This window comes from Sphingomonas sp. GW821-FHT04B01 (genome assembly GCF_059420425.1).
In genome coordinates, this window is the sequence record NZ_JBWKTR010000002.1 from 58,224 (window position 1) to 81,483 (window position 23,260).

The 23,260-nt window shown below is 68.0% G+C and carries 24 protein-coding genes and 1 tRNA gene; 12 read left to right on the forward strand and 13 right to left on the reverse strand.

From position 1 onward, the window contains the following. Window positions 1–5: 5 nt before the first annotated feature. Both murJ and secB read right to left on the reverse strand, forming a co-directional pair. Window positions 6–1,568, reverse strand: a complete 1,563-nt coding sequence (murJ, locus tag AC07UH_RS06560) for a murein biosynthesis integral membrane protein MurJ (RefSeq protein WP_495180424.1) — start codon at window positions 1,566–1,568, stop codon at window positions 6–8. Window positions 1,569–1,593: 25 nt separating this feature from the next. After that, a complete protein-coding gene (secB, locus tag AC07UH_RS06565; protein WP_038658797.1) occupies window positions 1,594–2,103 on the reverse strand; it encodes a protein-export chaperone SecB in 510 nt (169 codons plus the stop codon). Between the two features lie 195 nt (window positions 2,104–2,298). On the opposite strand from secB, the gene AC07UH_RS06570 reads away from it, so the two are divergent. From AC07UH_RS06570 to AC07UH_RS06580, 3 genes are all read left to right on the forward strand, one after another. Then, the gene (locus AC07UH_RS06570) at window positions 2,299–2,949 is read left to right on the forward strand and encodes a Tim44/TimA family putative adaptor protein (RefSeq protein ID WP_495180423.1); all 651 of its coding nucleotides are present in this window, start codon (window positions 2,299–2,301) and stop codon (window positions 2,947–2,949) included. A 494-nt stretch (window positions 2,950–3,443) separates the two neighbouring features. Further along, window positions 3,444–4,817 (forward strand): murein transglycosylase A, encoded by a 1,374-nt coding sequence (gene mltA, locus AC07UH_RS06575; protein ID WP_495180422.1) that lies wholly within the window; start codon window positions 3,444–3,446, stop codon window positions 4,815–4,817. 25 nt (window positions 4,818–4,842) lie between these two features. After that, entirely contained in the window at window positions 4,843–5,355 is a 513-nt protein-coding gene (locus tag AC07UH_RS06580; protein ID WP_495189931.1) for a Smr/MutS family protein, read from the forward strand. A 152-nt stretch (window positions 5,356–5,507) separates the two neighbouring features. Here the strand turns inward: AC07UH_RS06580 and dapE are convergent, their stop codons facing one another. The 7 genes from dapE to rpmH all read right to left on the reverse strand — a co-directional run bounded on the left by dapE (window position 5,508) and on the right by rpmH (window position 10,650). Then, window positions 5,508–6,626 (reverse strand): succinyl-diaminopimelate desuccinylase, encoded by a 1,119-nt coding sequence (dapE, locus tag AC07UH_RS06585; protein WP_495180420.1) that lies wholly within the window; start codon window positions 6,624–6,626, stop codon window positions 5,508–5,510. Continuing rightward, the gene (locus AC07UH_RS06590) at window positions 6,623–7,285 is read right to left on the reverse strand and encodes a glutathione S-transferase (protein WP_495180419.1); all 663 of its coding nucleotides are present in this window, start codon (window positions 7,283–7,285) and stop codon (window positions 6,623–6,625) included. The genes dapE and AC07UH_RS06590 overlap by 4 nt, the downstream gene beginning before the upstream one ends. 154 nt (window positions 7,286–7,439) lie before the next feature. Then, window positions 7,440–8,105, reverse strand: a complete 666-nt coding sequence (gene yihA / locus AC07UH_RS06595) for a ribosome biogenesis GTP-binding protein YihA/YsxC (RefSeq protein WP_495180418.1) — start codon at window positions 8,103–8,105, stop codon at window positions 7,440–7,442. Then, window positions 8,102–9,805 (reverse strand): membrane protein insertase YidC, encoded by a 1,704-nt coding sequence (gene yidC / locus AC07UH_RS06600; protein WP_495180417.1) that lies wholly within the window; start codon window positions 9,803–9,805, stop codon window positions 8,102–8,104. The genes yihA and yidC overlap by 4 nt, the downstream gene beginning before the upstream one ends. 16 nt (window positions 9,806–9,821) lie before the next feature. Beyond that, window positions 9,822–10,034: a membrane protein insertion efficiency factor YidD gene (gene yidD, locus AC07UH_RS06605; RefSeq protein ID WP_322849134.1), complete on the reverse strand. Its 213-nt coding sequence runs from the start codon at window positions 10,032–10,034 to the stop codon at window positions 9,822–9,824. Next, window positions 10,031–10,396: a ribonuclease P protein component gene (gene rnpA / locus AC07UH_RS06610; RefSeq protein ID WP_495180416.1), complete on the reverse strand. Its 366-nt coding sequence runs from the start codon at window positions 10,394–10,396 to the stop codon at window positions 10,031–10,033. Before rnpA ends, yidD begins: the two co-directional genes overlap by 4 nt. Before the next feature lie 119 nt (window positions 10,397–10,515). Then, window positions 10,516–10,650, reverse strand: coding sequence for a 50S ribosomal protein L34 (gene rpmH, locus AC07UH_RS06615; RefSeq protein WP_031393806.1), 135 nt, complete (start codon window positions 10,648–10,650; stop codon window positions 10,516–10,518). A 223-nt stretch (window positions 10,651–10,873) separates the two neighbouring features. Between rpmH and AC07UH_RS06620 the strand changes: the two genes are divergently transcribed. Beyond that, entirely contained in the window at window positions 10,874–12,382 is a 1,509-nt protein-coding gene (locus AC07UH_RS06620) for a YifB family Mg chelatase-like AAA ATPase (RefSeq protein ID WP_495180415.1), read from the forward strand. Here the strand turns inward: AC07UH_RS06620 and AC07UH_RS06625 are convergent. Next, on the reverse strand, window positions 12,375–12,533 hold the full coding sequence (locus AC07UH_RS06625; RefSeq protein ID WP_156143756.1) for a hypothetical protein: 159 nt from the start codon (window positions 12,531–12,533) through the stop codon (window positions 12,375–12,377). The genes AC07UH_RS06620 and AC07UH_RS06625 overlap by 8 nt on opposite strands. Window positions 12,534–12,797: 264 nt before the next feature. Between AC07UH_RS06625 and AC07UH_RS06630 the strand changes: the two genes are divergently transcribed. Continuing rightward, window positions 12,798–12,882: transfer RNA gene (locus AC07UH_RS06630), tRNA-Leu, on the forward strand. 105 nt (window positions 12,883–12,987) lie between these two features. On the opposite strand, the gene AC07UH_RS06635 is transcribed toward AC07UH_RS06630, so the two are convergent. Next, entirely contained in the window at window positions 12,988–15,306 is a 2,319-nt protein-coding gene (locus AC07UH_RS06635; RefSeq protein WP_495180414.1) for a TonB-dependent receptor, read from the reverse strand. An 84-nt stretch (window positions 15,307–15,390) separates the two neighbouring features. Beyond that, on the reverse strand, window positions 15,391–16,647 hold the full coding sequence (locus AC07UH_RS06640) for an MFS transporter (protein ID WP_495180413.1): 1,257 nt from the start codon (window positions 16,645–16,647) through the stop codon (window positions 15,391–15,393). Window positions 16,648–16,946: 299 nt separating this feature from the next. On the opposite strand from AC07UH_RS06640, the gene AC07UH_RS06645 reads away from it, so the two are divergent. From AC07UH_RS06645 to AC07UH_RS06675, 7 genes are all read left to right on the forward strand, one after another. After that, window positions 16,947–18,740 (forward strand): methyl-accepting chemotaxis protein, encoded by a 1,794-nt coding sequence (locus AC07UH_RS06645; RefSeq protein WP_495180412.1) that lies wholly within the window; start codon window positions 16,947–16,949, stop codon window positions 18,738–18,740. 122 nt (window positions 18,741–18,862) lie between these two features. After that, the gene (locus tag AC07UH_RS06650; RefSeq protein WP_495180411.1) at window positions 18,863–19,255 is read left to right on the forward strand and encodes a MerC domain-containing protein; all 393 of its coding nucleotides are present in this window, start codon (window positions 18,863–18,865) and stop codon (window positions 19,253–19,255) included. A 41-nt stretch (window positions 19,256–19,296) separates the two neighbouring features. Then, window positions 19,297–19,764 (forward strand): Fur family transcriptional regulator, encoded by a 468-nt coding sequence (locus tag AC07UH_RS06655; RefSeq protein ID WP_495180410.1) that lies wholly within the window; start codon window positions 19,297–19,299, stop codon window positions 19,762–19,764. Between the two features lie 53 nt (window positions 19,765–19,817). After that, window positions 19,818–21,743, forward strand: a complete 1,926-nt coding sequence (gene dxs / locus AC07UH_RS06660; protein ID WP_495180409.1) for a 1-deoxy-D-xylulose-5-phosphate synthase — start codon at window positions 19,818–19,820, stop codon at window positions 21,741–21,743. Then, window positions 21,740–21,874 carry a hypothetical protein gene (locus AC07UH_RS06665; RefSeq protein WP_495180408.1) on the forward strand — a complete coding sequence of 45 codons (135 nt, stop codon included), beginning with the start codon at window positions 21,740–21,742 and terminating at the stop codon, window positions 21,872–21,874. The genes dxs and AC07UH_RS06665 overlap by 4 nt, the downstream gene beginning before the upstream one ends. 46 nt (window positions 21,875–21,920) lie before the next feature. Beyond that, complete coding sequence (locus AC07UH_RS06670; RefSeq protein WP_495180407.1) at window positions 21,921–22,151, forward strand: hypothetical protein; 231 nt, start codon at window positions 21,921–21,923, stop codon at window positions 22,149–22,151. Then, window positions 22,148–22,549: a PIN domain-containing protein gene (locus tag AC07UH_RS06675; protein ID WP_495180406.1), complete on the forward strand. Its 402-nt coding sequence runs from the start codon at window positions 22,148–22,150 to the stop codon at window positions 22,547–22,549. The genes AC07UH_RS06670 and AC07UH_RS06675 overlap by 4 nt, the downstream gene beginning before the upstream one ends. Window positions 22,550–22,558: 9 nt before the next feature. Here AC07UH_RS06675 and AC07UH_RS06680 read toward each other — a convergent pair whose 3' ends face one another. Then, the gene (locus tag AC07UH_RS06680; protein WP_038658841.1) at window positions 22,559–23,230 is read right to left on the reverse strand and encodes an RBBP9/YdeN family alpha/beta hydrolase; all 672 of its coding nucleotides are present in this window, start codon (window positions 23,228–23,230) and stop codon (window positions 22,559–22,561) included. Between the last annotated feature and the right edge of the window lie 30 nt (window positions 23,231–23,260).

A 23,260-nucleotide genomic window follows, 5' to 3' on the forward strand; every position in this document is an offset into this window, starting at 1 on the left:
GGGCCTTATCTGGAACGGATGAGCTGACGAATGTCCGCGGGGCGCAGCGCGCCGGTCGCGAACACGGCGAGCGCATAGACCAAGGTGCCGGTCCCGACCAGCACCGCCATCGCGCCCCAGCGCGCCAGGTTGCTCCCCGACACATAGGGCGCGAACAGGTCGTTGAGGAAGAACATCACCCCGCCCATCACCAATGCCGCGACCAGCAGCCGCGGCGCCCGTCGCGTCAATTGCGCGTCGGGCACGAACTGCCCGCGCCTGCGCAGTGTATTATAGAGCAAGGCGACGTTGACCGTACTCGCGATCGCGGTGGCGAGCGGCGGCCCCATATGCTGGAGCGGCACGATCAGGATCAGGTTGAGCACCAGATTGACCACCATCGACACCGTCGCATAGCGCACCGGCGTGCGGGTGTCCGACCGCGCATAATAGCCCGGCGTCAGCACCTTGACGAGGATGTAGGACGGCAGCCCGATCGAGAAGGCGGCGAGCGCCTGTGCGGTGGCATGCGCCGCCGCGGCGGTGAACTGGCCATGCTGGAACAGCGCCGCGACGATCGGCACGCCGCAGACGATCAGCGCGACCGTCGCCGGCAGCGTCAGGAACAGCGCCAGCTCCATGCCGCGGTTCTGCGTCGTCATCGCCGCCGCCTCGTCGCCCTTGCCGAGCTGGCGCGAGATCGTCGGCAGCAGCACCGTGCCGAGACCGATCCCCACCAGCCCGAGCGGCAATTGGTTCAGCCGGTCGGCCATGTAGATATAGGTCACCGAGCCGTGGCTGAGCAGCGAGGCGGCGAGCGCGGTCGAGACGACGAGGTTGATCTGCACCGCGCCGGCGCCCGCCGCGGCGGGCCAGATCAGCGACAGCAGCTTTTTCACGTCCGGCCCGAGCCGCGGCGCCTTGATGCGTAGATGCACCCCCGCCTTGCGGCAGGCGAAATAGAGCCAGGCAAGCTGCAACGCGCCCGAGATCGTCACCGCGATCGCCTGGTTGCGCGCGGTGACCAGCGGCAGGTCGCTGTGGAAGACGAGCAGCGCGACGATCAGCGTCAGGTTGAGCAGGATCGGCGCCGCCGCCGCCACCCAGAAGCGGTGCAGCGAATTGAGGATGCCGCCGAGCAGCGAGACGAGGCTGATCAGCAGCAGATAGGGGAAGGTCAGGCGGCAGAGCTGGACGACATAGGCGAACTGGTCATGCGAGGCGTCGTTGAAGCCCCAGGTGAGCAGCCACGTCACCGGCCAGGCGGCGATCTCGATCAGCACGGTCATGCCGATCAGGATCGGCAGCAGCACCGACAGCGCGTCCTCGGCGAAGCGCACCCCGGTCGGCAGCCCGTCGCCCCCGGCTTCGGCCACCTTGCGGTTGAACATCGGGATGAACGCCGCCGAGAAGGCGCCCTCCGCGAACAAGGCGCGGAACATGTTGGGCAGGCGGAAGGCGATCAGGAACGCATCCGAGGCAAAGCCGGCGCCGACGAAGCGCGCGAACAAAGCGTCGCGCACCAGCCCCAGCACCCGGCTGGCGAGCGTCAGCCCGCCCACCGAGCCGAGCGCCTTGGTCAGATTCACGCGATCGCGCCCCCCGCCTTATGGATCAGGCGTGGCCGACGTCGCCGACCGAGAAGGCGCCGTTCTGCTCCGCCTGCTGCAGATAGAGCTGCGCGAAGTCGATCGGCTCGAGCAGCAGCGGCGGGAAGCCGCCGTCGCGCACGCAATCGGCGAGCACGCGGCGCGCGAAGGGGAAGAGGAGCCGCGGGGCTTCGCCGAGCAGGAACGGCTGCACCGCATCGGCGGGCACGTTGCGCAGGCCGAACAGGCCGGCATAGGTCAGGTCGACGATGAACGCGGTCTGCCCCTCGACCTCGGCCTTGACGTCGATCTTCAGCAGCACCTCATGCACCTCTTCGCCGACCTGGGCGGTGCCGATGTTGAATTGCACGTCGATCGCCGGCGGATTGGCGTTCTGGAAGATGCCCGGCGCATTGGGATTCTCGAACGAGAGATCCTTGACGTATTGCGAGATCAGGCCGGCGGCGGGGGCGGTGTCCGCGCCGTTGAGCGCCGACTGCGTATCGATCGAAGTGCCGTTGTCCTGGTCGGCCATGGGAATGATCCTCGAATGAAGCGGAAAAAGAAGGGGACCGAAGCCGCATGTCGGGCGTTCGATGCCTTTGGCGCCCGCGCCTAGCAGCGCCCGAACCGGGTTTCAACGGGCTGGGCTCAAAAGCCCGCGGGTCGAAAGCCCCGGTTTGAATTGAAGGGGTTTTGGGCCTATGTATCGATCAAGATCGGAGGCACGGTGTTTTACGTAGTTTTACTCGCGATGGTGGCGGCGTTCCTGGCGCTGCGCCTGTACAGCGTGCTCGGCAAACGCACCGGCCACGAACAGCAGCCGCTGCCGCGTGCCGCCGACGATCGCCCCGCCGCGGTCGCCCTGGCGCCGCGCCCGATCGATGCCACGGCCGAATCGCGCGAGCCGGTCAACCGCAACATCGAACCGCGTGCCGAGGCTGGCCTGCGGGGGATCATCGCCGGTGAGCAGGGCTTCGACGTCAACCAGTTCCTGTCCGGCGCGCAATCCGCCTATCGCATGACGCTGGAAGCCTATTGGGCGGGCGACGAGGCGACGCTGGCGACCCTCGCCGAGCCCGACGTCGCCCATGCCTTCGACGAAGCGATTGCCGCCCGTCGCGAGGCCGGCGAGACGCTGGAGAACCGTCTGGTCTCGATCGAGCGCGCGGTGATCGCCGATGCGTCGCTCGATGGTCGCGAGGCGCGGATCACCGTCCGTTTCGACGCCGATATCGCTGCGGTGACCCGCGACGCCGAGGGCCATGTCATCGCCGGCTCGCTGACCGACGCGGTCGAAACGCACGACGTCTGGACCTTCGCCCGCACGCTGAAGAGCCGCGACCCCAATTGGAAGCTGGCGGACACCGACGAGGAATAGGGGGCGGAGCGGACTATCGCGCAGGGCTGCGATGACGAAGGTCGCTCGATATCCTCATCAGATTCGTCACCCCGGACTTGTTCCGGGGTCCACCGGGCAACGAGCGAATGGTGTCGCTTCAAGCCTTTGCCCTCGCCGCAGAGTAGACCCCGGAACAAGTCCGGGGTGACGGGATGGGCTTGGAAAGCGCCGAGCTCAAACAAAAGCTCGTGAGGCAGATATAGAACCACGCCCGCTACCAGACCGACCCCGACCGCTGTCCTACACCCGCCGCGCTCTGCTATGCCGCCATCATGCCGGCCGACCCTCTCACCTCTGGATCACCACAGAAATGGAAACGATTCCCCGAGATCGTTTCCGTTAAGGTGTCCATCTTGTCCATGTCGTCCAACACGCCGCACCGCATTTGCGACCGCTTGGCCCTTGTCGGCACCCCTCCGCTTCGGCACAGCCGCAGCTTTCCGCAGTCGATAGGCGGACATACGGGGATCAGGATGACCGGTAATCGCATAATCGCCAGCATCGCGCTGGCTCTGGCTCTGGCTCTCAGCGCCTGCGGCGGCCGCGTCGTGCCGCTCGACACCGGCGCTGCGCCGCCTCGCCAGCCCGGCCGCCAGCCGGTCAGCCAGCCGAGCCGGCCGACGACACGCCCCGTCAGTCCCGGTCAGCAGATCGCCAGCGGCCGCAGCTTCGACGGCCGTATCCAGGGCGCGACGGCGCTGCCCGCCGCACCGGTCGTCGCCAATCCCGGCGCGACGACCGCGGCAACCGCGGGCATCGTCCCCGGCCCGAGCCTCGCGACGCTGCCGATCACTGAGGCGCAGGCCGAGGCGGCACGACAGGCGTTCCTCACCAGTTGTCCGGGCCTGATGCGCCGTACTGACGCCTCCGGCCTCACCCGCGGCACCGACTGGCAGCCCGCCTGCGCCGCTGCCGCCGGCGTGCCGCGCGGTGGCGCGCGCGCCTTCTTCGCCAGCTATTTCGAGGCGGTGCAGGTCGGCGACGGCAAGGCCTTCGCCACCGGCTATTACGAGCCCGAGATCGCCGCGTCGCGCGAGCGCCGTGCCGGCTACACCGTGCCGATCTACGCCCGTCCCAACGACCTGATCGACGTCGATCTCGGCAAGTTCAGCGATGCGCTCAAGGGCAAGAAGATCCGCGGCCGCGTGCAGGGCAGCAACCTCGTGCCTTATTACGACCGCGCCGCGATCGACACCGGCGTGCTCGACGGCAAGGCGCCGGTGCTCGCCTGGGGCGCCGACGAGGCGTCGGTGTTCTTCCTCCAGATCCAGGGCTCGGGCCGCCTGCGCCTGCCCAATGGCGAGATCATGCGCGTCGGCTACGATACGCAGAACGGGCGCGACTATACCGGCATCGGCGCGTTGATGAAGGCGCGCGGGCTGCTCCAGCCCGGCCAGACCTCGATGCAGGGCATCGTCGCCTGGCTTCGCGCCCATCCCGAGGAAGGTCGCGCGATCATGGCGGAGAACAAGAGCTTCGTCTTCTTCCGCGAACTCGACACGCCGCCGGTCGGCGCGATGGGCTATGTCGTCAACGGCGGGATCAGCGCCGCCGCCGACGTCAAATACGTGCCGCTCGGCGCGCCGGTGTTCCTGTCGATGGACCGGCAGGACGCGAGCGGCCTGTGGGTGGCGCAGGACACCGGCGGCGCGATCAAGGGCGCCAACCGCTTCGACACCTTCTGGGGCGCCGGCGCGGTGGCGGAGGCGACCGCGGGCGGCATGGCGGCGCGCGGCACCGCCTTCCTGCTGCTGCCGGTCGGCACGCTCGCGCGGAGCCAGCCGCAGCGATACATCCCCGATCCGTCGATATATGGGACAGCGGCCGGTGCGCCAGCTCAACCCTGACGAGGCCGATCTCTGGGCCCGGGTGATGGCGACGGTGAAACCGCTCCGAGCGGTGGCCGCGCCCACGCGCCCGGCGCCCGCCGTCGTCGCGCCGCCGCCACCCAAGGCGACCAAGCCCTCCAAGGCACTGACCCGCGCGATGGCGTCGCGCACGCCGGTCGCCAAGCCGGTCGCGGCGCCGTCGCCGCCGCGCCAGAACACGCTGGACGGCAGCTGGGACAAAAGGCTGACCCGCGGCATCGTCAGCCCCGACAGTTCGATCGACCTCCACGGCCACACCTTGAGCTCCGCGCATGCGATGCTCGACGACGGCCTGTCGCGTGCGATCGCGCGCGGCGAGCGCGTCCTGCTGCTGGTGACGGGCAAGCCGCCCCGCCCGGAAAGCGAACGCCCCCACGCGAGGGGTGCGATCCGCGCCGCGATCGCCGACTGGCTGGCGGCATCGCGCCACGCCGATGCGATCGCCGCCGTCCGCGGCGCGCACCCGCGCCACGGCGGGCAGGGCGCGCTCTATATCGTGCTGCGGCGGGGGAGGTAACGGCGTGCGGCTTATCGTCTCCCAATCGTCATCCCGGCGCAGGCCGGGACTCATGGATACGAGGCGCTGTCGGTCTTACGCTGACGAGCATTCGTCGTGACCATGGATCCCGGCGTTCGCCGGGATGACGAACGGGGGCTTCGATGTTGGCGCTAAAGGGTAGAAACCCGCCCGATCACATCGGCATAGACCGCCGCCAGCGTCTCCAGATCCGCCACCGCCACCGCCTCGTCGACCTGATGCATCGTCGCATTGACCAGCCCGAACTCGACCGTCGGGCACAGCCGCGACAGGAAGCGCGCATCCGACGTGCCGCCCGAGGTCGACAGCTCCGCGACCAGCCCGGTCTGCGCCTCGATCGCCGCGCTCAGCACCGCGGTCCACGGCCCCGGCGCGGTGAGGAACGCCTCGCCCGACACCTTGCCGGTCACCACCGCCCCCGGCGCATGTTCCTGCACCAGCACGGTGACCCGCTCGATCAGCTCGTCGCCACGCTGGCCGTCGTTGAAGCGGATGTTGACCCGCGCCTCGGCGCGCGCCGGAATGACGTTATGCGCCGGATTGCCGACCGCGATATCCGTGATCTCGAGGTTCGACGGCTGGAACCAGTCGTTGCCATGATCGAGCCCCATGTCCTGCAACGCCGCGAGCGCCTTGGCGAGCTTGCCCGCCGGATTGTCGGCGAGATGCGGATAGGCGACATGGCCCTGCCGCCCCGCCACGACGATCCAGATATTGACCGAGCCGCGCCGCCCGATCTTCACCATGTCGCCGAGCTGGCGCACCGAGGTCGGCTCGCCGACGAGGCAGAGGTCGGGCGCGATGCCGCGCGCCGCCATCCGCTCGATCAGCGCCGGCGTTCCGAAGGTCGCGGGTCCTTCCTCGTCGCCGGTGACGAGCAGGCTGAGCGTCGGTCCGCTCGCACGCGCCGCCGCCGCGACGAAGGCGGCGATCGCCCCCTTCATATCGACCGCGCCGCGCCCGTAGAGCAGGTCGCCACGCACCTCCCCGGACCAGGGCGGGCCTGTCCAGCCCACCCCCGGCGGCACCACGTCGAGATGGCCGGCGAAGGCGAGATGCTGCCCGACGCCCGCGCGCACCGCGATCAGATTTTCGACCGGCCCGTCCGGCGCCTCACCGACGACGAACCGGTCGACCGCGAAGCCGATCGGCGCCAGCGCCGCCTCCAGCACGTCGAACACCGCACCGCGCGCCGGCGTGACGCTCTCCGCCCGCAGCAGCGCCTGGGTCAGCGCGACGACATCGGTCACGCGGGTTGCTGCTCGTATTGCTCGATGACCCAATCCTCTTCCTGCGCCCCGGCGATCCAGTCCTGCATGAACGGATGGCGGATCACCGCATCGATATAGCCGGCGGCGAAGCGCGCGATCGGCAATTGGTAGGTGATGATCCGCGTGACGACGGGCGCGTACATGATGTCCGCCGCGCCGAAGTCGCCGAACAGGAAGTCGCCGCCGCCGCCCCAGCGCGCGCGCGCCTGCGCCCATAATTCCATGATCCGTGCGAGATCGGCGAGTACGTCGTCATCGGGGCGTTTTGCCGGGAAGACCTGACGGATGTTCATCGCATGTTTGCGGCGCAGCGCGGTGAAGCTCGAATGCATCTCCGCCGCCATCGACCGTGCCATCGCGCGCGCCGCCTCGTCGGCGGGCCAGAAGCGCTCGCGGCCGACCTTGTCGGCGAGATAGTCGACGATGGCGAGACTGTCCCACACCACCGCCTCGCCGTCCCACAGGATCGGCACCTTGCCCGACGAGGGCGCGAATTCGGCACCCTCGCGGCGGCGGTCCCATTCCGCGTCGTAGAGCGGCACGACGACCTCCTCGAAGGGAAGCGCCGATTGCTTGCACGCCAGCCAGCCGCGCAGCGACCAGCTCGAATAGGCCTTGTTGCCGATGATGAGCTTCATGGCCAAGGGACTAGCCGCGCGGGGAGGGCAGGTCCAGCGTGCTCGGGTGGGTATCAGACCTCGCCACGCCTACCCGTCACCCCGGAACGAGTTTGGGGTGACGGGTGGTCGTGGCCGCCGCCCGAACGCGAGTGGCCGGGTCAGCGGGGGCGGATCAGCCCACCGCTTCCAGCACGGCAGCGCGGAGCTCGGCGATGCCCATGCCGCCCTCGCTCGACGTCGCGAGGATATCGGGATGCGCCGCCGGCCGCTTGCGCGCCTCGGCCGCGACGCTGTCCATCACGTCGGCGAGTTCGGTCGCCTTGACCTTGTCCGCCTTGGTGAGGACGAGGCGATAGCTCACCGCCGCCTTGTCGAGCATCTCGAGGATCTCGCGGTCGACGTCCTTCACGCCGTGGCGCGAATCGATCAGCACCAGCGCGCGCTTCAACGTATCGCGTCCGCGCAGGAAGTCGTTGACCAGGAATCGCCACTTCTTGACGACATCCTTGGGCGCCTTGGCGAAGCCATAGCCCGGCATGTCGACCAGCCGGAATGACAGCGGCAGGCCGACGTCGAAGAAGTTGAGCTCCTGCGTCCGCCCCGGGGTGTTCGACGTGCGCGCCAGCCCGTTGCGCCCGGTCAGCGCGTTGAGCAGCGACGATTTGCCGACGTTCGAACGCCCGGCAAAGGCCACTTCCGGCACCACCGGCGCGGGCAGATGTTCGAGCGCGGGCGCCGATTTGAGGAAGCTCACTGGACCCGCGAAGGTCTTGCGCGCCTGCTCGATCAGCTCGGCCGAGAAACCCTCGTCCTCGGGGATGACGACATCCTCGCTCATTTGGCGGCCGCAATCTTGAGGTCGGGGTGGCGGGCATAGAGCACGCGCTGCTGGAGGATCGCGAGGAAGTTCGAGGCGATCCAATAGACCTGCAGGCCGACCGGATAGCTCGCCATCACGAACATCAGCACCCAGGGAATGATCGCGAACACCTGCTTCTGCGTATCGTCCATCGGCGCCGGGTTCAGCTTGAACTGGAAGTACATCGAGATGCCGAGGATGATCGGCACGACGCCGATCGCGATCATGTGCGGCGGGGTGAAGTGCAGATAGCCGAACAGGTTGAGCGGCGTCAGCGGATCGGGCGCGGACAGATCCTTGATCCACGCGACGAACGGCTGGTGGCGCATCTCGATCGTCAGCATCAGCACCTTGTACAGCGCGTAGAAGATCGGGATCTGGAGCAGGGTCGGCAGGCAGCCCGCGACGGGATTGACCTTCTCCGTCTTGTAGAGCGCCATCACCTCCTGCTGCATGCGCGGCTTGTCGTCCTTGTAGCGCTCCTGGATCGCCTTCATCTTCGGCTGGATGGCGCGCATCTTCGCCATGCTGGCGAACTGGCGCTGCGCGATCGGGAACATCAGGCCGCGGATCGTCACCGTCAGCAGGATGATTGCGACGCCGAAATTGCCGATCATGCGGAACAGCCAGTCGAGATAGGTGAAGATCGGCTTCTCGACGATCTCGAACCAGCCCCAGTCGATCGCCTTGTCGAGCTTGGCGACCCCGGCGTAATTCTCGTAATGCTGAAGCGCCTTCACCTCCTTGGCGCCGGCGAAGAAGCGGCTGGTCTGGGTCAGCGCGCGGCCGGCGGGCAGCAGCTTGGGCGCGAAGGCATAATCGGCCTGATAGGCGGTGTTGGCGCCGGCGCGGAACTGGCCGTCGAACTGTGCCGCCTGATCGGGAACGAGCGCGGTCAGCCAATATTTGTCGGTGAAGCCGAGCCAGCCGCCGGTCGTCGTGAACTTCTCGGGTGCCTTGTCGAGGTCCTTAAACTTCGTGCCGTAATCGGCGCCGCCGCCATGGACCGACATCGGGCCGGTATGGATCTGCCACGTGCCGGGGTCCTTCGACACGCCGACGCGGTTGACATAGCCATAAGGCGCGACCGGCACCGACGCGGCGCCGCCGTTCTGCACCGTCTGCCTGACGGTGAACATATATTGGTCGTCGACCGACAGTTCGATCGCGAAACGCTGGCCAGTCGCGTTGGCGGCGGTCAGCGTCACCGGGCGGCCCGGCGCGAGCAGCGGCGACGAGGCGGTCCACACCGCATCCGCGGCGGGCGGCTTCAATCCGTCGTCGCGCCAGCCGAAGCCGGCGAAATAGGCCTCGGGCGCGCCGGCGGGCGACAGCAGCCGGATCGGCGGCGAATCCTTGGCGATCGTTTCCCTGTACCTGACCAGCACGAGGTCATCGATGCGCGCGCCCTTGAGGTTGATCGAGCCCTGCAAGGTCGGCGTCTGGATGCGCACGCGCGGGCTTTCGCCGAGCACCGCCTGGCGGCTGCGCGTCGCGGCGGGCGCGTCCGCGGTCGGATCGGCGGTCTTCGTCGTCACCGGCACCGACTTGCCATTGACGATCTTCGTCACCGGCGGATTGGCCACGGGGAAGAACTTGCCCTGGATCAGCGGCCAGGCAAACAGGATCACCGCCGCGAAAACCGCGAACAGGATGAAATTCTGGCGTTCTTTGTTCAAAATACAGCCCCGTAGCTCAAGGGACGGGATCGGGTCCGTACCCGCCCCAGGGATGGCAACGCGCAATCCGCTTGGCCGCCAGCCATCCGCCCTTGGCGGCGCCATAGCGGCGAAGCGCGGTGATTGCATAGGCCGAACAGGAGGGTTGATAGCGGCACGAGGACGGCAAGATCAGTGACGGCCCCAATTGCCAGCCGCGCGCTATCCATATGAGAAGCTGCGCGATCATCGACGAGGCTTGCGCGGCCCGCGCGGCCGCGACGGCGAATCCTCGCCGCGCGCGATCTTGCCCAGCGCCTTGCCGAACTCGGCCTTGAGCAGATCATGGTCGCGTTCGATGCCGCCGTCGCGGCCGATCAGCACATGATCGGCGCCGCGGATGCCGCCCTCCGGCAACAGCTCGCGCGCCAAAGCCCGCAACCGCCGTTTCATGCGGTTCCGGACGACAGCGTTGCCGATTTTCTTGGTGACGGTGAAGCCGACGCGAATCGCCGGATCGCCGTCCTTGCGATCGTGCACCAGCAGGACGAAGCCCGGCATCGGTGCGCGCTTGCCCGCATTGGCCGCGAGGAAATCGCGGCGCAGCGTCATCGTGCGGATGTCGGCTGCGGCGGCCGTCGCCCGTATGTCGACTGCGCCGACGGTCACCTGCATGTCGGCTGCGCCGACGGGAGCCCGGACGTCGGCAGGACCGACGTCCGGCACCGAAATTACGCCGACAGCTTCTTGCGGCCACGCGCGCGACGCGCGTGGATCACCGCACGGCCGCCGACCGTCGCCATCCGGGCGCGGAAGCCGTGGCGACGTGCACGCACCAGATTGCTCGGCTGAAAGGTCCGCTTCATGATTCATTCCCTGATCGTCTGAATAGAAAAGGGCCGCCACGCGGACGGCCTTGATGGGGCGCGCTTAGCCAGACGGGGCGCGGAAGTCAACGCAAGGGCAGGGTTTCGATGCGTCATGCCGGTCGAGATAGGCAGCGTGTGTTATCCTGACAAGACGGCTGCGTTCGTCGCGTCCGCACCGATCGTGCCCGAACGCCGCTATGGTGGAAACGAAGGGGCAGACATGGCGGCGATCGTTCAGACGGTGGCGTATCTCGGGCTGGAGGCGCGCGGGGTCGAGGTGCAGGTGCAGCTCATCCCGGGCGTGCCTGCCTTCTACGTCGTTGGCCTCGGTGACAAGGCGGTGGCGGAGAGCCGCGAACGCGTGCGGGCGGCGATCTCCGCGCTCGGCCTTGCGCTGCCGCCCAAGCGGATCGTCGTCAATCTGTCGCCCGCCGATCTGCCCAAGGAGGGCTCGCACTTCGACCTACCGATCGCGCTCGCCTTGTTGGGGGCGATGGCGGTGATCGATGTCGAGCATCTCGCCGATTATGTCGTCGTCGGCGAACTCGGCCTCGACGGTCGCATCGCGCCGTCGCCGGGCGTGCTGCTCGCGGCGATCCACGCCAGCGCCGAGGGCAGGGGGCTGGTCTGCCCCGCAGCGCAGGGGGCAGAGGCAGCCTGGGCCGGATCGATCGAGGTGCTTGCCGCGCCCGACCTCCTCGCGCTCATCAACCATTTCAAGGGCCACGGCCTGCTCGCCGCACCGCCTGCCGGCGAGGTCGAGCCGATCGGCCACGGTCCGGACCTGCGCCAGGTGAAGAGGCAGGAGGTCGCCAAGCGCGCGCTGGAGATCGCCGCCGCCGGTGGCCACAATCTGTTGATGATCGGCCCGCCGGGGGCGGGCAAGTCGCTGATGGCGTCGTGCCTGCCCGGCATCCTGCCACCGCTCGACGCCGCGGAGGCGCTCGAAGTGTCGATGGTCCAGTCGGTCGTCGGCACGCTCGCCAGCGGGCGGCTGACCCGCAACCGGCCGTTCCGCAGTCCGCATCACAGCGCCTCGATGGCGGCGCTGACCGGCGGCGGCCTCAAGGTGAAGCCGGGCGAGGTCAGTCTCGCGCATCTCGGCGTGCTGTTCCTCGACGAGCTGCCCGAATTCCAGCGCGCGGTGCTCGATTCGCTGCGTCAGCCGCTGGAAGCCGGCGTGGTCAGCGTGGCGCGTGCCAACGCGCACGTCACCTTTCCGGCGCGCGTGCAACTCATCGCGGCGATGAACCCGTGCCGCTGCGGCCATCTCGGCGATGCGAGCCTCGCCTGCGCACGCGCGCCGCGCTGCGCCGCGGATTATCAGGCCAGGGTGTCGGGACCGCTGCTCGACCGGATAGACCTGCACGTCGAGGTCGCCGCCGTGACCGCGACCGATCTGATCCTGCCGCCACCGACGGAAGGCTCGGCGGACGTCGCCAAACGGGTCGCCGCCGCCCGCGCGATCCAAAGCGAACGCTATGCGCACGAAGCGATCCGCACCAACGCCGAGGCCGATGGCGCGCTGCTCGACCGCATCGCCACGCCGGAGGAAGCCGGGCGTCGCCTGCTCGCCCAGGCGGCGGAGGCGATGCGCCTGTCGGCGCGCGGCTATACCCGCATCCTGCGTGTCGCCCGGACGATCGCCGATCTCGCCGACGCGGGAACCGTAAATCGCGTCCACATCGCCGAGGCGCTGAGCTATCGCCGGCGTGCCCCGATCAATTGACCGCGGCGATCCGTTCGGAAGACGCAGCGCGATGATGCATCAGATCGAGGCACTGGCTGAGCAGCGCGGCGATGAGGCAATCCCCCGTGGCGTCGGCCTGTTGCAGCGCGCGCACCAGCTGCTGCTCCAAATTATCCTGCTCGACCATCATGCTGTCAGCACCATCTTGAAGCGGAGCGGCAATCCAGCACGGCTGGCGACCTGTCCGCAACGACATGGATTAGCATAACGGACTCGTGGTGCTAATCCAAGACGCTTGCGATCCCTTCGCCAATTGGCTACCGGCCTTTGCCTCGTCACCGGGGTCCGGTTCGCGGACGCTGTCCTATGATCGCTCCGGGTGACGAGCAGGGCCGTTCCGGTTACTCGCGGTGCCTTCAGGCGCTGCGAATGCGGGTTGAGTAAGCGGCTCCGTGCGGGTGTGGTGAAATTGGTAGACGCGCGGGACTCAAAATCCCGTTCCGCAAGGAGTGTCGGTTCGAGCCCGACCACCCGCACCATTCATGTCAGCTTGGATGCCGAAAGGCGTGGGTGGCAACGTTGATCCCTTCTCCCGGATCTCCGGCCCGCCGCGGGGCGAGGGGCCGTGATCGCTATCCCCTCGCTCAGAAATCCTTGCGCAGCAGCAGTCCGCCGTAACGGCGGTCGTCGCGGGGGACGAAGCGGACCGTTCCGGCGAACGTCCCCGGCGCGAGGAAGCTGGCGTAGGACGTATCGGTGATGTTCTTGACATAGGCCCGCAGCTGCCAGCCGTCGGCAGGGCGGACCAGCGCGACGCTGGCGTTCCAGATCGCATAGGCCGGCTGGATCGTGTTGGCGGTCTCGCTCAGCGAATATTGCACCTTGCTGCTGAACGTCACGTCGCTCTGCAATTCGAACGCCAGGGCGTCCGACAGCGCGAAGCGATAGGCGGCATTCTCGTACAATTTGACACGCGGCGCATAGGGCAGCGGCTGACCGTCGACGTTGCAGCTCACCGGGGCACCCGGCGGGCAGAGGAAGTCGCGCACCTTGGCATCGGTATAGGCGCCCGACAGATCGACGGTGAAGCCCTTGGCCGGTCGCAGCGTCACGTCCGCCTCGACGCCGCGCGAGCGCACCGAGCCGGCGTTGATCAGCCGCGTCACCTGCGCGCCATTGACCACGTCGGCGAAATTCGCCTGATAGCCGTCGAACGTCGTCGTATAGGCGGCGAGGCTGTAGCTCAGCGTGCGATCGGCGGTGCTGCCCTTCAGGCCGATCTCGAACGAGTTGGACGTTTCCGGGCTCAGCGGCAGTTCGTCGAGCGGGGTGGTCGCGTTGAGCGAGCGCATGTTGAAATAGACGTTGTAGGCCGGTCCCTTGTAGCCCCGCGAATAGGTGAAATAGGTCTGCGCACGATCGCCGAGGTCGAGTTGCAGGCCGAGACGATAGCTGTCGCCGCGCCGGTCGGTGCTGCCCTGCGCCCGGTGATAGGCGCGGATGCCGGGGCGATCGAGCGCCGGCGCGCCGCTGTTGGTCGGATCGGCCGACGAGGTGCGCAGATGGTAGAAGGACAGGTCGTCCCAGGTCGAGCGATAGCCGCCGATCCCGCGAAACGCCGTGGTGAAGTTGATGTTGGCCTCGCCGAACAGCGCATAATTGTCGTCGGTGATGCCATAGTCGGCGACGCCGTTGGTCGTCGTCTGCACCGTGCCGGCAAGGCTCGTCAGCGTCCGCGCGTAGACCTCGTCGGTCCTGGCGTGGAGGTAGTAAGCGCCGACGACATAGTCGATCAGTCCACCGCGCGGCGAGGCGAGGCGCAGCTCCTGCGAGAATTGCTTGCTGTCGACGCGGCCGTCGTCGATCCCCTGCGGAAAGGCGGCGGTGAGCGTCGGCAGGCCGTCGTAATCCTGCTGCTGGTGGTTGAGCCACTGCCGCCACGCGGTGATCGAGGTGACGCGATACTCGCCGATCGCCAGTTCGGCGGTCAGCGAGCCGCCGTAATTTTCGTCGCGGACGTTGGTGTCGATATTGGTCGCCGCGACGCGATTGCCGGCCGATGGCCGCACCCCGGCATTGGCGAGCACCGCGGCGAGCGGTGCCGAGACGCTGACGATCCCGGTGGGGTAGGCGACCTGCCGCGTCGAGGCATAGACCGGGGCGACCGTTTCATAGGTGTTGAGGTAATCGCCGATCAGCGTCAGTTTGAGCGCATCGACCGGGGTCACGACCAATTTGCCGCGCACGCCGTAACGGCGCGAGCCGTTGGTGTCGTTGCCGGTGGTCGCATTGCGGGTGTTGCCGTCGAAATCGCTGTAGAGCCCGCCGATCAGCGCCTGGAGCTTGCCCGGCACGATCGCGCCCGACACACCCCCCTTGATGCGATAGTCCCGATCGGTGGTCACGCCCGCTTCGCCGAAGGCGTGGAAGTCGTCGGTTGGGTTGCGCGTGACGATGTTGACGACGCCCGCCGAAGCGTTCTTGCCGAACAACGTCCCCTGCGGCCCGCGCAGCACCTCGATCCGCTCGACCTCGCCGAGATCGAGCGTCGACTGGCCCGGCCGGGTCAGCACGACGCCGTCGAGCACGGTCGACACCGACGGCTCGACGCCGGGGGACGTGGTGATCGTGCCGATGCCGCGGATGAAGATCGTCCGGTCCTTGTTCGACGCGCCGCTGCGGAAACCGACCGAGGGGATCGCCGCGCTGATCGTCTCGACCGTGTTCAACTGCCGCTCGGCGAGCGAACTGCCGCTGATCGCGGTGATCGCGATCGGCACCTGCTGGAGGCTTTCGTTGCGGAAACGCGCGGTGACGACGATCTCGCCGTCCTGCGTGTCGCCCGGCGCGTCGCTCACCGGCACGGGCACGGGCACGGGCGGGGGCGCTTCCTGGGCGAAGGCCGGCATGGCGGCGGACAGGCAGGTGGTGGCGAGCAGCGCGAACAAACGGTTGGCGTTCATCGAAATCCCCTTTGATCGCGCGACCTTATTATCCCTCTGCGCGCTGGGGTATAAAGAAGCATCGCGGCCCCCGACAGCACGCCTTTATACCGCGTCCCCGTCCATACCCTCCGCCAGCGGCTGCAGATGTGGCAGCAGCAACTGGATCCAGCCGAGCGCGGCGAGATAGGCGACGCTCGCGAACAGCAGCAGCGGCAGATAGCCGAGCCCCGCCGCCAGCGTCAGTCCGGCGACCTTGGCGATGCCGATGCCGCCGACGTTGCCGCAGAACGATCCGAAGGCGGTCACCCGCCCGACCCGGCGCTGCGGCACGATATCGGCGATCAACGCGAACAAATTGGTCGAGAAGGCCTGATGCCCGGCGAGCGCCAGCGCCATCAGTGCGATCGCCAGCGGATAATCGTGGATGAGCAGCGCGAAGGGGATCGGCACCACCGCCAGCGCCGCGACCAGCATGATGCCCTTGCGCACGCGGTTCACCGCAACCCCCTTGCCGAGCAGCCGCGTCGACACGCTGCCGCCGACCAGCGACCCCACCGCCGCGCCGCCATAAGCGATGGCGAGCGGCACGCCGAGCGCGACCCCCGACAGCCCGAACTGGCGATGGAAGAAATCGGGCAGCCAGAATAGCAGCAGCCACCAGGTCGCGTCCGACAGGATCTTGGCGCCCGCCACCGCCCAGGTCCGGGAATCGCGCAGGATCGGGCCGTCGAGCGCCGCCAGCGGCGTCGCCGTGGCGGGCCGGTGCGGCGTGAAGCGCACGCCGCGTGCCGCGATCAGCCAGCCGCCCGCCCATATCAGCCCGAACAGCCCGGCGGCGACGAAGGTCCCGCGCCAGCCGAACGCCAGCGCCACGGCGGGGATCGCCAGCGGGGCGAGGATCGCGCCGAGGCTGCTTGCCGCGTTGGTTGCGCCGAAGCCGGTCGACCGCCAGCGCGGCGACAGCACCGCGGTGACCGTCTTGGCCCCGGTCGGCGTCCCCATCGCCTCGGTCGCGCCGAGCGCGATCCGCACCGCGGTGAACTGCCCGATCGTCATCGCCCAGCCGTGCAGCAGCGCCGCGACGCTCCACGCTGCCACCCCCGCCGGATTGGCCCATTTGACGCCGAGCCGGTCCGCGATCCAGCCGCTGAACAGGAAGCCGATCGCCGCGCCGGTCTGGAACCAGGCGGCGAGCGTGCCGTAATCGTCGTCGCTCCAGCCGAGTTCGGCGGCGATCGTCGGCTTGAGCACCGCGATGATCTGGCGATCGACGAGGTTGAGCACCCCCGCGGTGATCACCAGCGCGAACAGCAACCCACGATGGCGCGCGCTCAGCTCGCCTACCGTCCTCAATGCCATGGTCCATTCATGCGCCCGACCATGAGCGGCCCGCGCCGGGGTGGCGAGGGAGTTTTTCTAAAGCACGCTGCGTTCGTACCGCATTGCGCCGTCGCGCGCACTCCACCCGCTCAAGTAGTTGAGACAATTCCAAGGATGGTTGACGAACGCTTCCGCTCCTCCTGATCGAGATTTCACCTCGCGATCGTCGACATCCGCGCAATGCGGTTTGCAGGCGAGCGGATGCTTCGGTCCAACTATACTAGCAATAGGACGAAGCGATGCCGAGTGGAGTACGTCGGGGTGGGCGGATCAATCGTATGACTATTCAGGAAAAATGCCGGATTGCAGGGCTATCGGCGATCGCGCTGGTGCTATTCTGCGGTGTCGTTGCCGGTTTCGGCATCGATACGATCCGGGTCGGCGGCCCGATCGCGCGTCAGAATCAGGAGATCAGCGACCTCGACGCGGACATCCTGCCGCCCCCCGCCTATGTCATCGAACCCTTCCTCGACGCGACGCTGCTCGCGCGCGATCCGGCGTCGCTGCCCCGCCGACGCGCGTCGCTCGCCCGGGCCGAACAGGCCTTTCGTGGCAGCGTCGCCCGCTGGAAGGCGTCGTCGCTGTCGGAGCCGTCGATCCGCCAGCCGCTCGATCGCGCGGTACATGACGCCGAGCTGTTCTGGGGCGAGCTCGACCGCGTCCTGATGCCCGCGGTGGAACGTGGCGACGCCGCGGCGATGCAGGAAAGCTACGCGCGGCTTGCAACACTCTATGCGACCCACCGACAGCATATCGACCAGCTCGTGATCGCCACCGCCAAGGTCCAGCAGGCGCTCGCCGAACACGGCCAGCGTCAGCTCGCCAGGACGATCGCGTTGCTGGCGCTGATCGGCCTCATTCTGATCGCGCTGACCGCGGCGGCGCTCGCCTATCTGCTCCGTCGCGTGCTGAGGCCGGTCGGCGATACCGCCAACGCGATGCGCCGCATGGCGGATGGCGACCTTAGCCTGCGTCTTGCCGGCGGCGATCGGGCCGACGAGATCGGCACGATGGTCGCCGCGGTCGAGGTGTTCCGGGTCGCGGCGCAGGCGCAGGTCACCAACGCGCGCAAACAGGACGCCGTCGTTTGCGAACTGACCAAGGCGCTGGGTGAACTCGGCAGCGGTGACCTGTGCTACCGGATCGGCGACGCGCTGCCCGACGATTATCGCGAACTGGCGCGTTCGTTCGATGCCGCGACGGAGCGCCTGTCGCAAACGCTCAGCCGGGTCGCCGAGTCCGCCACGCGGGTGAAGGTCGCGACGGTCGAGCTGCGCAGCGCCTCGGACGACCTGTCGCTGCGCACCGAGCAGCAGGCGGCGGCGCTCGAACAGACCGCGGCGGCGATCCACGAGATCACCTCGGCGGTGAGCGAGGCGGCGAGCGGCGCCAACCGGACCGACACGATCGTCGGAAACGTCCGTCGCGAGACCGAGGAATCGGGGGGGATCGTGCGTCGCGCCGTCGAGGCGATGGGCGCGATCGAGCGCTCGTCGAACGAGATATCGGAGATCATTTCGGTGATCGACGGCATCGCCTTCCAGACCAATCTGCTCGCGCTCAACGCCGGCGTCGAGGCGGCACGCGCCGGCGACGCGGGACGCGGCTTCGCGGTCGTCGCCTCCGAGGTGCGGGCGCTGGCGCAGCGGTCCGCGGATGCGGCGCGCGACGTCAAGGGCCGTATCCTCGCCTCGGGGGCGCTGGTGCAGGACGGCGTCGGCCTCGTCACCGATACCGGGCGCACACTCGACAGCATCTTCGTGCGGATCGGCGAGGTCAGCGATCTCGTCTCCGGTATCGCCCGCTCGTCGGAGCAGCAGGCGAGGGGGCTCAGCCAGGTCAACGTCGCGGTCGGCGAGATGGACGGCATGACCCAGCAGAATGCGGCAATGGTCGAACAGGCGACCGCCGCGGCGCGCGAACTCGCCGCCGAAGCGGATGCGCTGGCGCAGGATGTCGACGGGTTCAAGCTCGATGCCACGCCCACCGCCGGCCCGATCCGCGACGCGCGAGCCGCGCAGCTCGCGCTGGTTCATCCCGGCAACGACACGCCGTCGCTCGCCGCCAGCTGACCGCGGCCCGCCGGTGGCCGCGGGGCTACCGGCTTGTCGATGAAAGACCGCAAGAAAATCGCTGCCGAATGCGCCATGTGATATTGTAACCTTGCAGCAACCGGCCTAGATGGACGGCAGCAATGACGCACGGGACGCATATTGTACGCCGCTTCGGCTGGGCCTGGCTCGATCGCGCCGCGATCGCGCTGTCCGGCCTGTGCGTCGTCCATTGCCTCGCGAGCGCGGTGCTGCTGGCGATGCTGTCGGCGGCGGGCGGGCTGCTGCTCAACCCGATCTTCCACGAGATCGGCCTGACGGTCGCCATCTTCCTCGGTGCGGTCGCGCTCGGTCGCGGCGTTATGGAGCACGGCTATGTCATGCCCGCGTCGATGGGCGCCTTCGGCCTCGGGATCATGGCGGGTGCGATGACCCTGCCGCACGAAGGTGGCGGCGGTGCCGAAACCTTGTGGACGGTGATCGGCGTCGGGTTGCTGGCGTTCGGTCACGATCTCAACCGCCGCGCCGTCATCTGACGCCGCTTGTGATCGCGGTCGACGCCACCTAAGTCCCCGTTATGACAGCGCACGCGCATCACGATCACCACGAGCCGCAGGGCGCCGACCTCACCAAGGCCGCGCGCGCGACGCTGGAGAAGTCCGGCGAGCAATGGACGCAGATGCGCGCCAACGTCTTCGCCGCGCTCGTCGGTTTCACCAAGCCGGCCAGCGCCTATGATATCGCGGAGGCGATGTCGAAGAGCGAAGGCCGCCGCGTCGCCGCGAACAGCATCTACCGCATCCTCGACGTCTTCGTGGCGTCCAACCTTGCGCGGAAGGTCGAAAGCTCAAACGCTTACGTGGCCAATGCGCATCCCGATTGCCTGCACGATTGTATCTTTCTGGTGTGCGATTCGTGTGGACAAACGGTGCATCTCGACGACGACACGGTCACGCGTGGTGTCAGGAGTGCCGCGCAAGCCGTTGGTTTTGCACCAATTCGTCCGGTGATCGAGGTGCGCGGCAAATGCGCCGACTGCGCCTGACGTTGCGCGCGCCGACAATCGACACCCATCGTACAAGCGCGTAGACGGGTCCGATGGCCGAATTACCCGAAACGCCGCTGCTCGATACCGTCAACACACCGGAAGAGCTGCGAAAACTCCCTCCCGAGCAGTTGCGCCAGCTGGCCGACGAACTGCGGCAGGAGACGATCTCGGCGGTCGGATCGACCGGCGGCCACCTCGGTTCGGGGCTCGGCGTCGTCGAGCTGACCACCGCGATCCATTACGTCTTCGACACGCCGCGCGACCGGCTGGTGTGGGACGTCGGCCACCAATGCTATCCGCACAAGATACTGACCGGCCGGCGCGACCGGATCCGCACCCTGCGTCAGGGCGGCGGGCTCAGCGGCTTCACCAAGCGCAGCGAGAGCGAATACGACCCCTTCGGCGCGGCGCACAGCTCGACCTCGATCTCGGCGGCGCTCGGTTTCGCGGTGGCGAACAAGCTCGCCGGCACGCCCGGCCGCGGCATCGCGGTGATCGGCGACGGCTCGATGTCCGCGGGCATGGCCTATGAGGCGATGAACAATGCCGAACAGGCGGGCAACCGGCTGGTCGTCATCCTCAACGACAATGACATGTCGATCGCGCCGCCGGTCGGCGGCCTGTCGGCCTATCTGTCGCGCATCGTGTCGAGCCGCGAATTCCTCGGCGTCCGCGACATCCTGCGCAAGTTCGCGCGCCGCCTGCCGCGGCCCTTCTACGCCGCCGCGCGCAAGACCGACGAATTCGCCCGCGGCATGACGATGGGCGGCACCTTGTTCGAGGAGCTCGGCTTCTACTACGTCGGCCCGATCGACGGCCACAATCTCGACCATCTCATCCCGGTGCTCGAGAATGTCCGCGACGCCGAGGAGGGGCCGATCCTCGTCCACGTCGTCACCAAGAAGGGCAAGGGCTATGGCCCGGCCGAGGCGGCGGCGGACAAATATCACGGCGTCCAGAAATTCGACGTCATCACCGGCGCGCAGGCCAAGGCGCCACCAGGACCGCCCCAATATCAGAACGTCTTCGGCGACGCGCTGATCAAGGAAGGCGAGCGCGACCCGACGATCGTGGCGATCACCGCGGCGATGCCGTCGGGCACCGGCGTCGACCGCTTCGCCAAGGCCTTCCCCGACCGCGCCTTCGACGTCGGCATCGCCGAACAGCATGCGGTGACCTTCGCCGCGGGCCTCGCCGCGCAGGGAATGCGGCCGTTCTGCGCCATCTATTCGACCTTCCTCCAGCGCGCCTATGACCAGGTCGTCCATGACGTCGCGATTCAGAACCTGCCGGTACGCTTCGCGATCGACCGCGCCGGGCTGGTCGGCGCCGATGGCGCGACGCATGCCGGCTCGTTCGACGTTACTTATCTGGCGACCCTGCCCAATTTCGTCGTGATGGCGGCGGCCGACGAGGCCGAGCTGGTCCATATGACGCATACCGCCGCGTTGCACGACAGCGGTCCGATCGCGCTGCGCTACCCGCGCGGCAATGGCGTCGGCGTCGATTTGCCCGAGGTGCCCCAGCGGCTCGAGATCGGCAAGGGTCGCATCGTCCGCGAGGGCAAGACCGTCGCGATCCTGTCGCTCGGCACCCGGCTGGAGGAGGCGCTCAAGGCCGCCGAGGTGCTCGAGGCCAAGGGGCTGTCGACCACCGTCGCCGACCTGCGCTTCGCCAAGCCGCTCGACGAGGCGCTGATCCGCCGCCTGCTGACCACGCATGAGGTCGCGGTGACGATCGAGGAGAATGCGGTCGGTGGCTTCGGCGCGCACGTGCTGACGCTGGCGAGCGACGAGGGGCTGATCGACGGCGGGCTGAAGCTGCGCACGATGCGCCTGCCCGACGTCTTTCAGGATCAGGACAAGCCGGAGAAGCAATATGCCGAAGCGGGCCTCGACGCCGACCATATCGTCCAGACCGTGCTCAGGACGTTGCGCCACAACAGCACCGAGGTGACCGAGGGCGCGCGCGCATGAAGGGGTGGACCGCGGTGGTCGTCATCACCGGTCTCGCGCTGGTGGTGCTGATCGGCCTCAACGTCCGCCTCTACCGCGCGATGAAGGCGGCGACGGCCAAGGGGCGCGAGCAGGAGCGGGAGGGGCGCTGAACGGCCCCGTCTCGCCCCTGTCACGATATTGTGGTATGAGCGGGTCATGAAGCTGACGAAGACATCGGATGGCTATATCGTGAAGGTCCCCGACGAGGTCGTTGCCTCTTTGGGACTGCACGACGGGGACGATGTCGATTTCGCGAAATTGGGTGTCATCACGCTGGCGGTGACGCAAGAACAGCGGGAACGGGCACTGGAAGACATGAAGCGGCTCGCACGTCCTTTGCCGACCGATTATAAGTTCGACCGCGAAGAAGCCAATGCGCGCCGATGAGCGCGTTTCTCGACTCTAACGTCCTCGTCTATGCATTCGGCGCCGATGTGCGCAGCGCCGTTGCTTATAGCCTCGTCGAGGATGGCGGCGTGATCAGTACGCAATCGCTCAACGAAATGGCGAACGTCTTGCGGCGCAAGCATCGATGGACCTGGGATGAGGTGAGGCGAGCCACCCGCGCCGTCATCGTGAACTGCCCGACCATCGTGGTGCTCGACGTGGCACTCCACCAACTCGGCGTGCGTCTGGCTGAACGCTATACCCTCTCGATCTACGACGGGATGATCGCGGCGGCAGCCGTCATTGCCGGGTGCGACATTCTCTATTCGGAAGACATGCACCACGGCCTCGTCATCAACGGGCGCGTCAGGATCGTGAACCCCTTCGCGCCCGCCTGACGCGGCCGCTCACCGGCCGAGGTAATGCGCCTGCGCCGCCTCGGTGGCGTTGATCGCGAGGATCGAACGCGCGTCGCTCGCCGGGCGCGCGCGGCCGCGGCTGTCGGTGCCCGCGGCGATCACCCGGTTGAGCAACTCCTGCCCCTCTTCCCACCAGCCGATGCCGCTGGCGGCGTTGAGGTGCCCCTGCGGCCCGGCATCGATGAAATGGCTGCCCCATTGCGCGGCGAGGCTGTGCGCCCGGTCGATGCCGATCCACGGATCGTCGCTCGACGCGACGAGGATCGACGGGAAGGGCAGGGGAGTGCGCGGCGTCGGCGCGAAGCCGCGCAATTCGTCGGGCGCGCCGGGCCGATCGACATCGGCGGGTGCCACCAGCAATGCGCCGGCGACTGGCCAGCCATAAGGCTGCGGGCTCAGCTCCGCCCACCACGCCACCGCGAGGCAGCCGAGGCTGTGTGCGGCGAGGATCACCGGCGCCTCGGCGCGGGAAATCGCCTGGTCGAGCTTGGTCACCCAGGCGTTGCGATGCGGTGTGTTCCACATGCCGAGCTCGACGCGCAGCGTGTCGGGACGCGAATCCTCCCACAAGGTCTGCCAGTGCGACGGCCCGGAGCCGCCGAGGCCCGGCACGGTCAGGATGGTCGGTTGCACGCTTTCGAAACTGGAAAATCCGGTCATGGCTGCATCTCCCTCCGTGTGAAAGGGCGT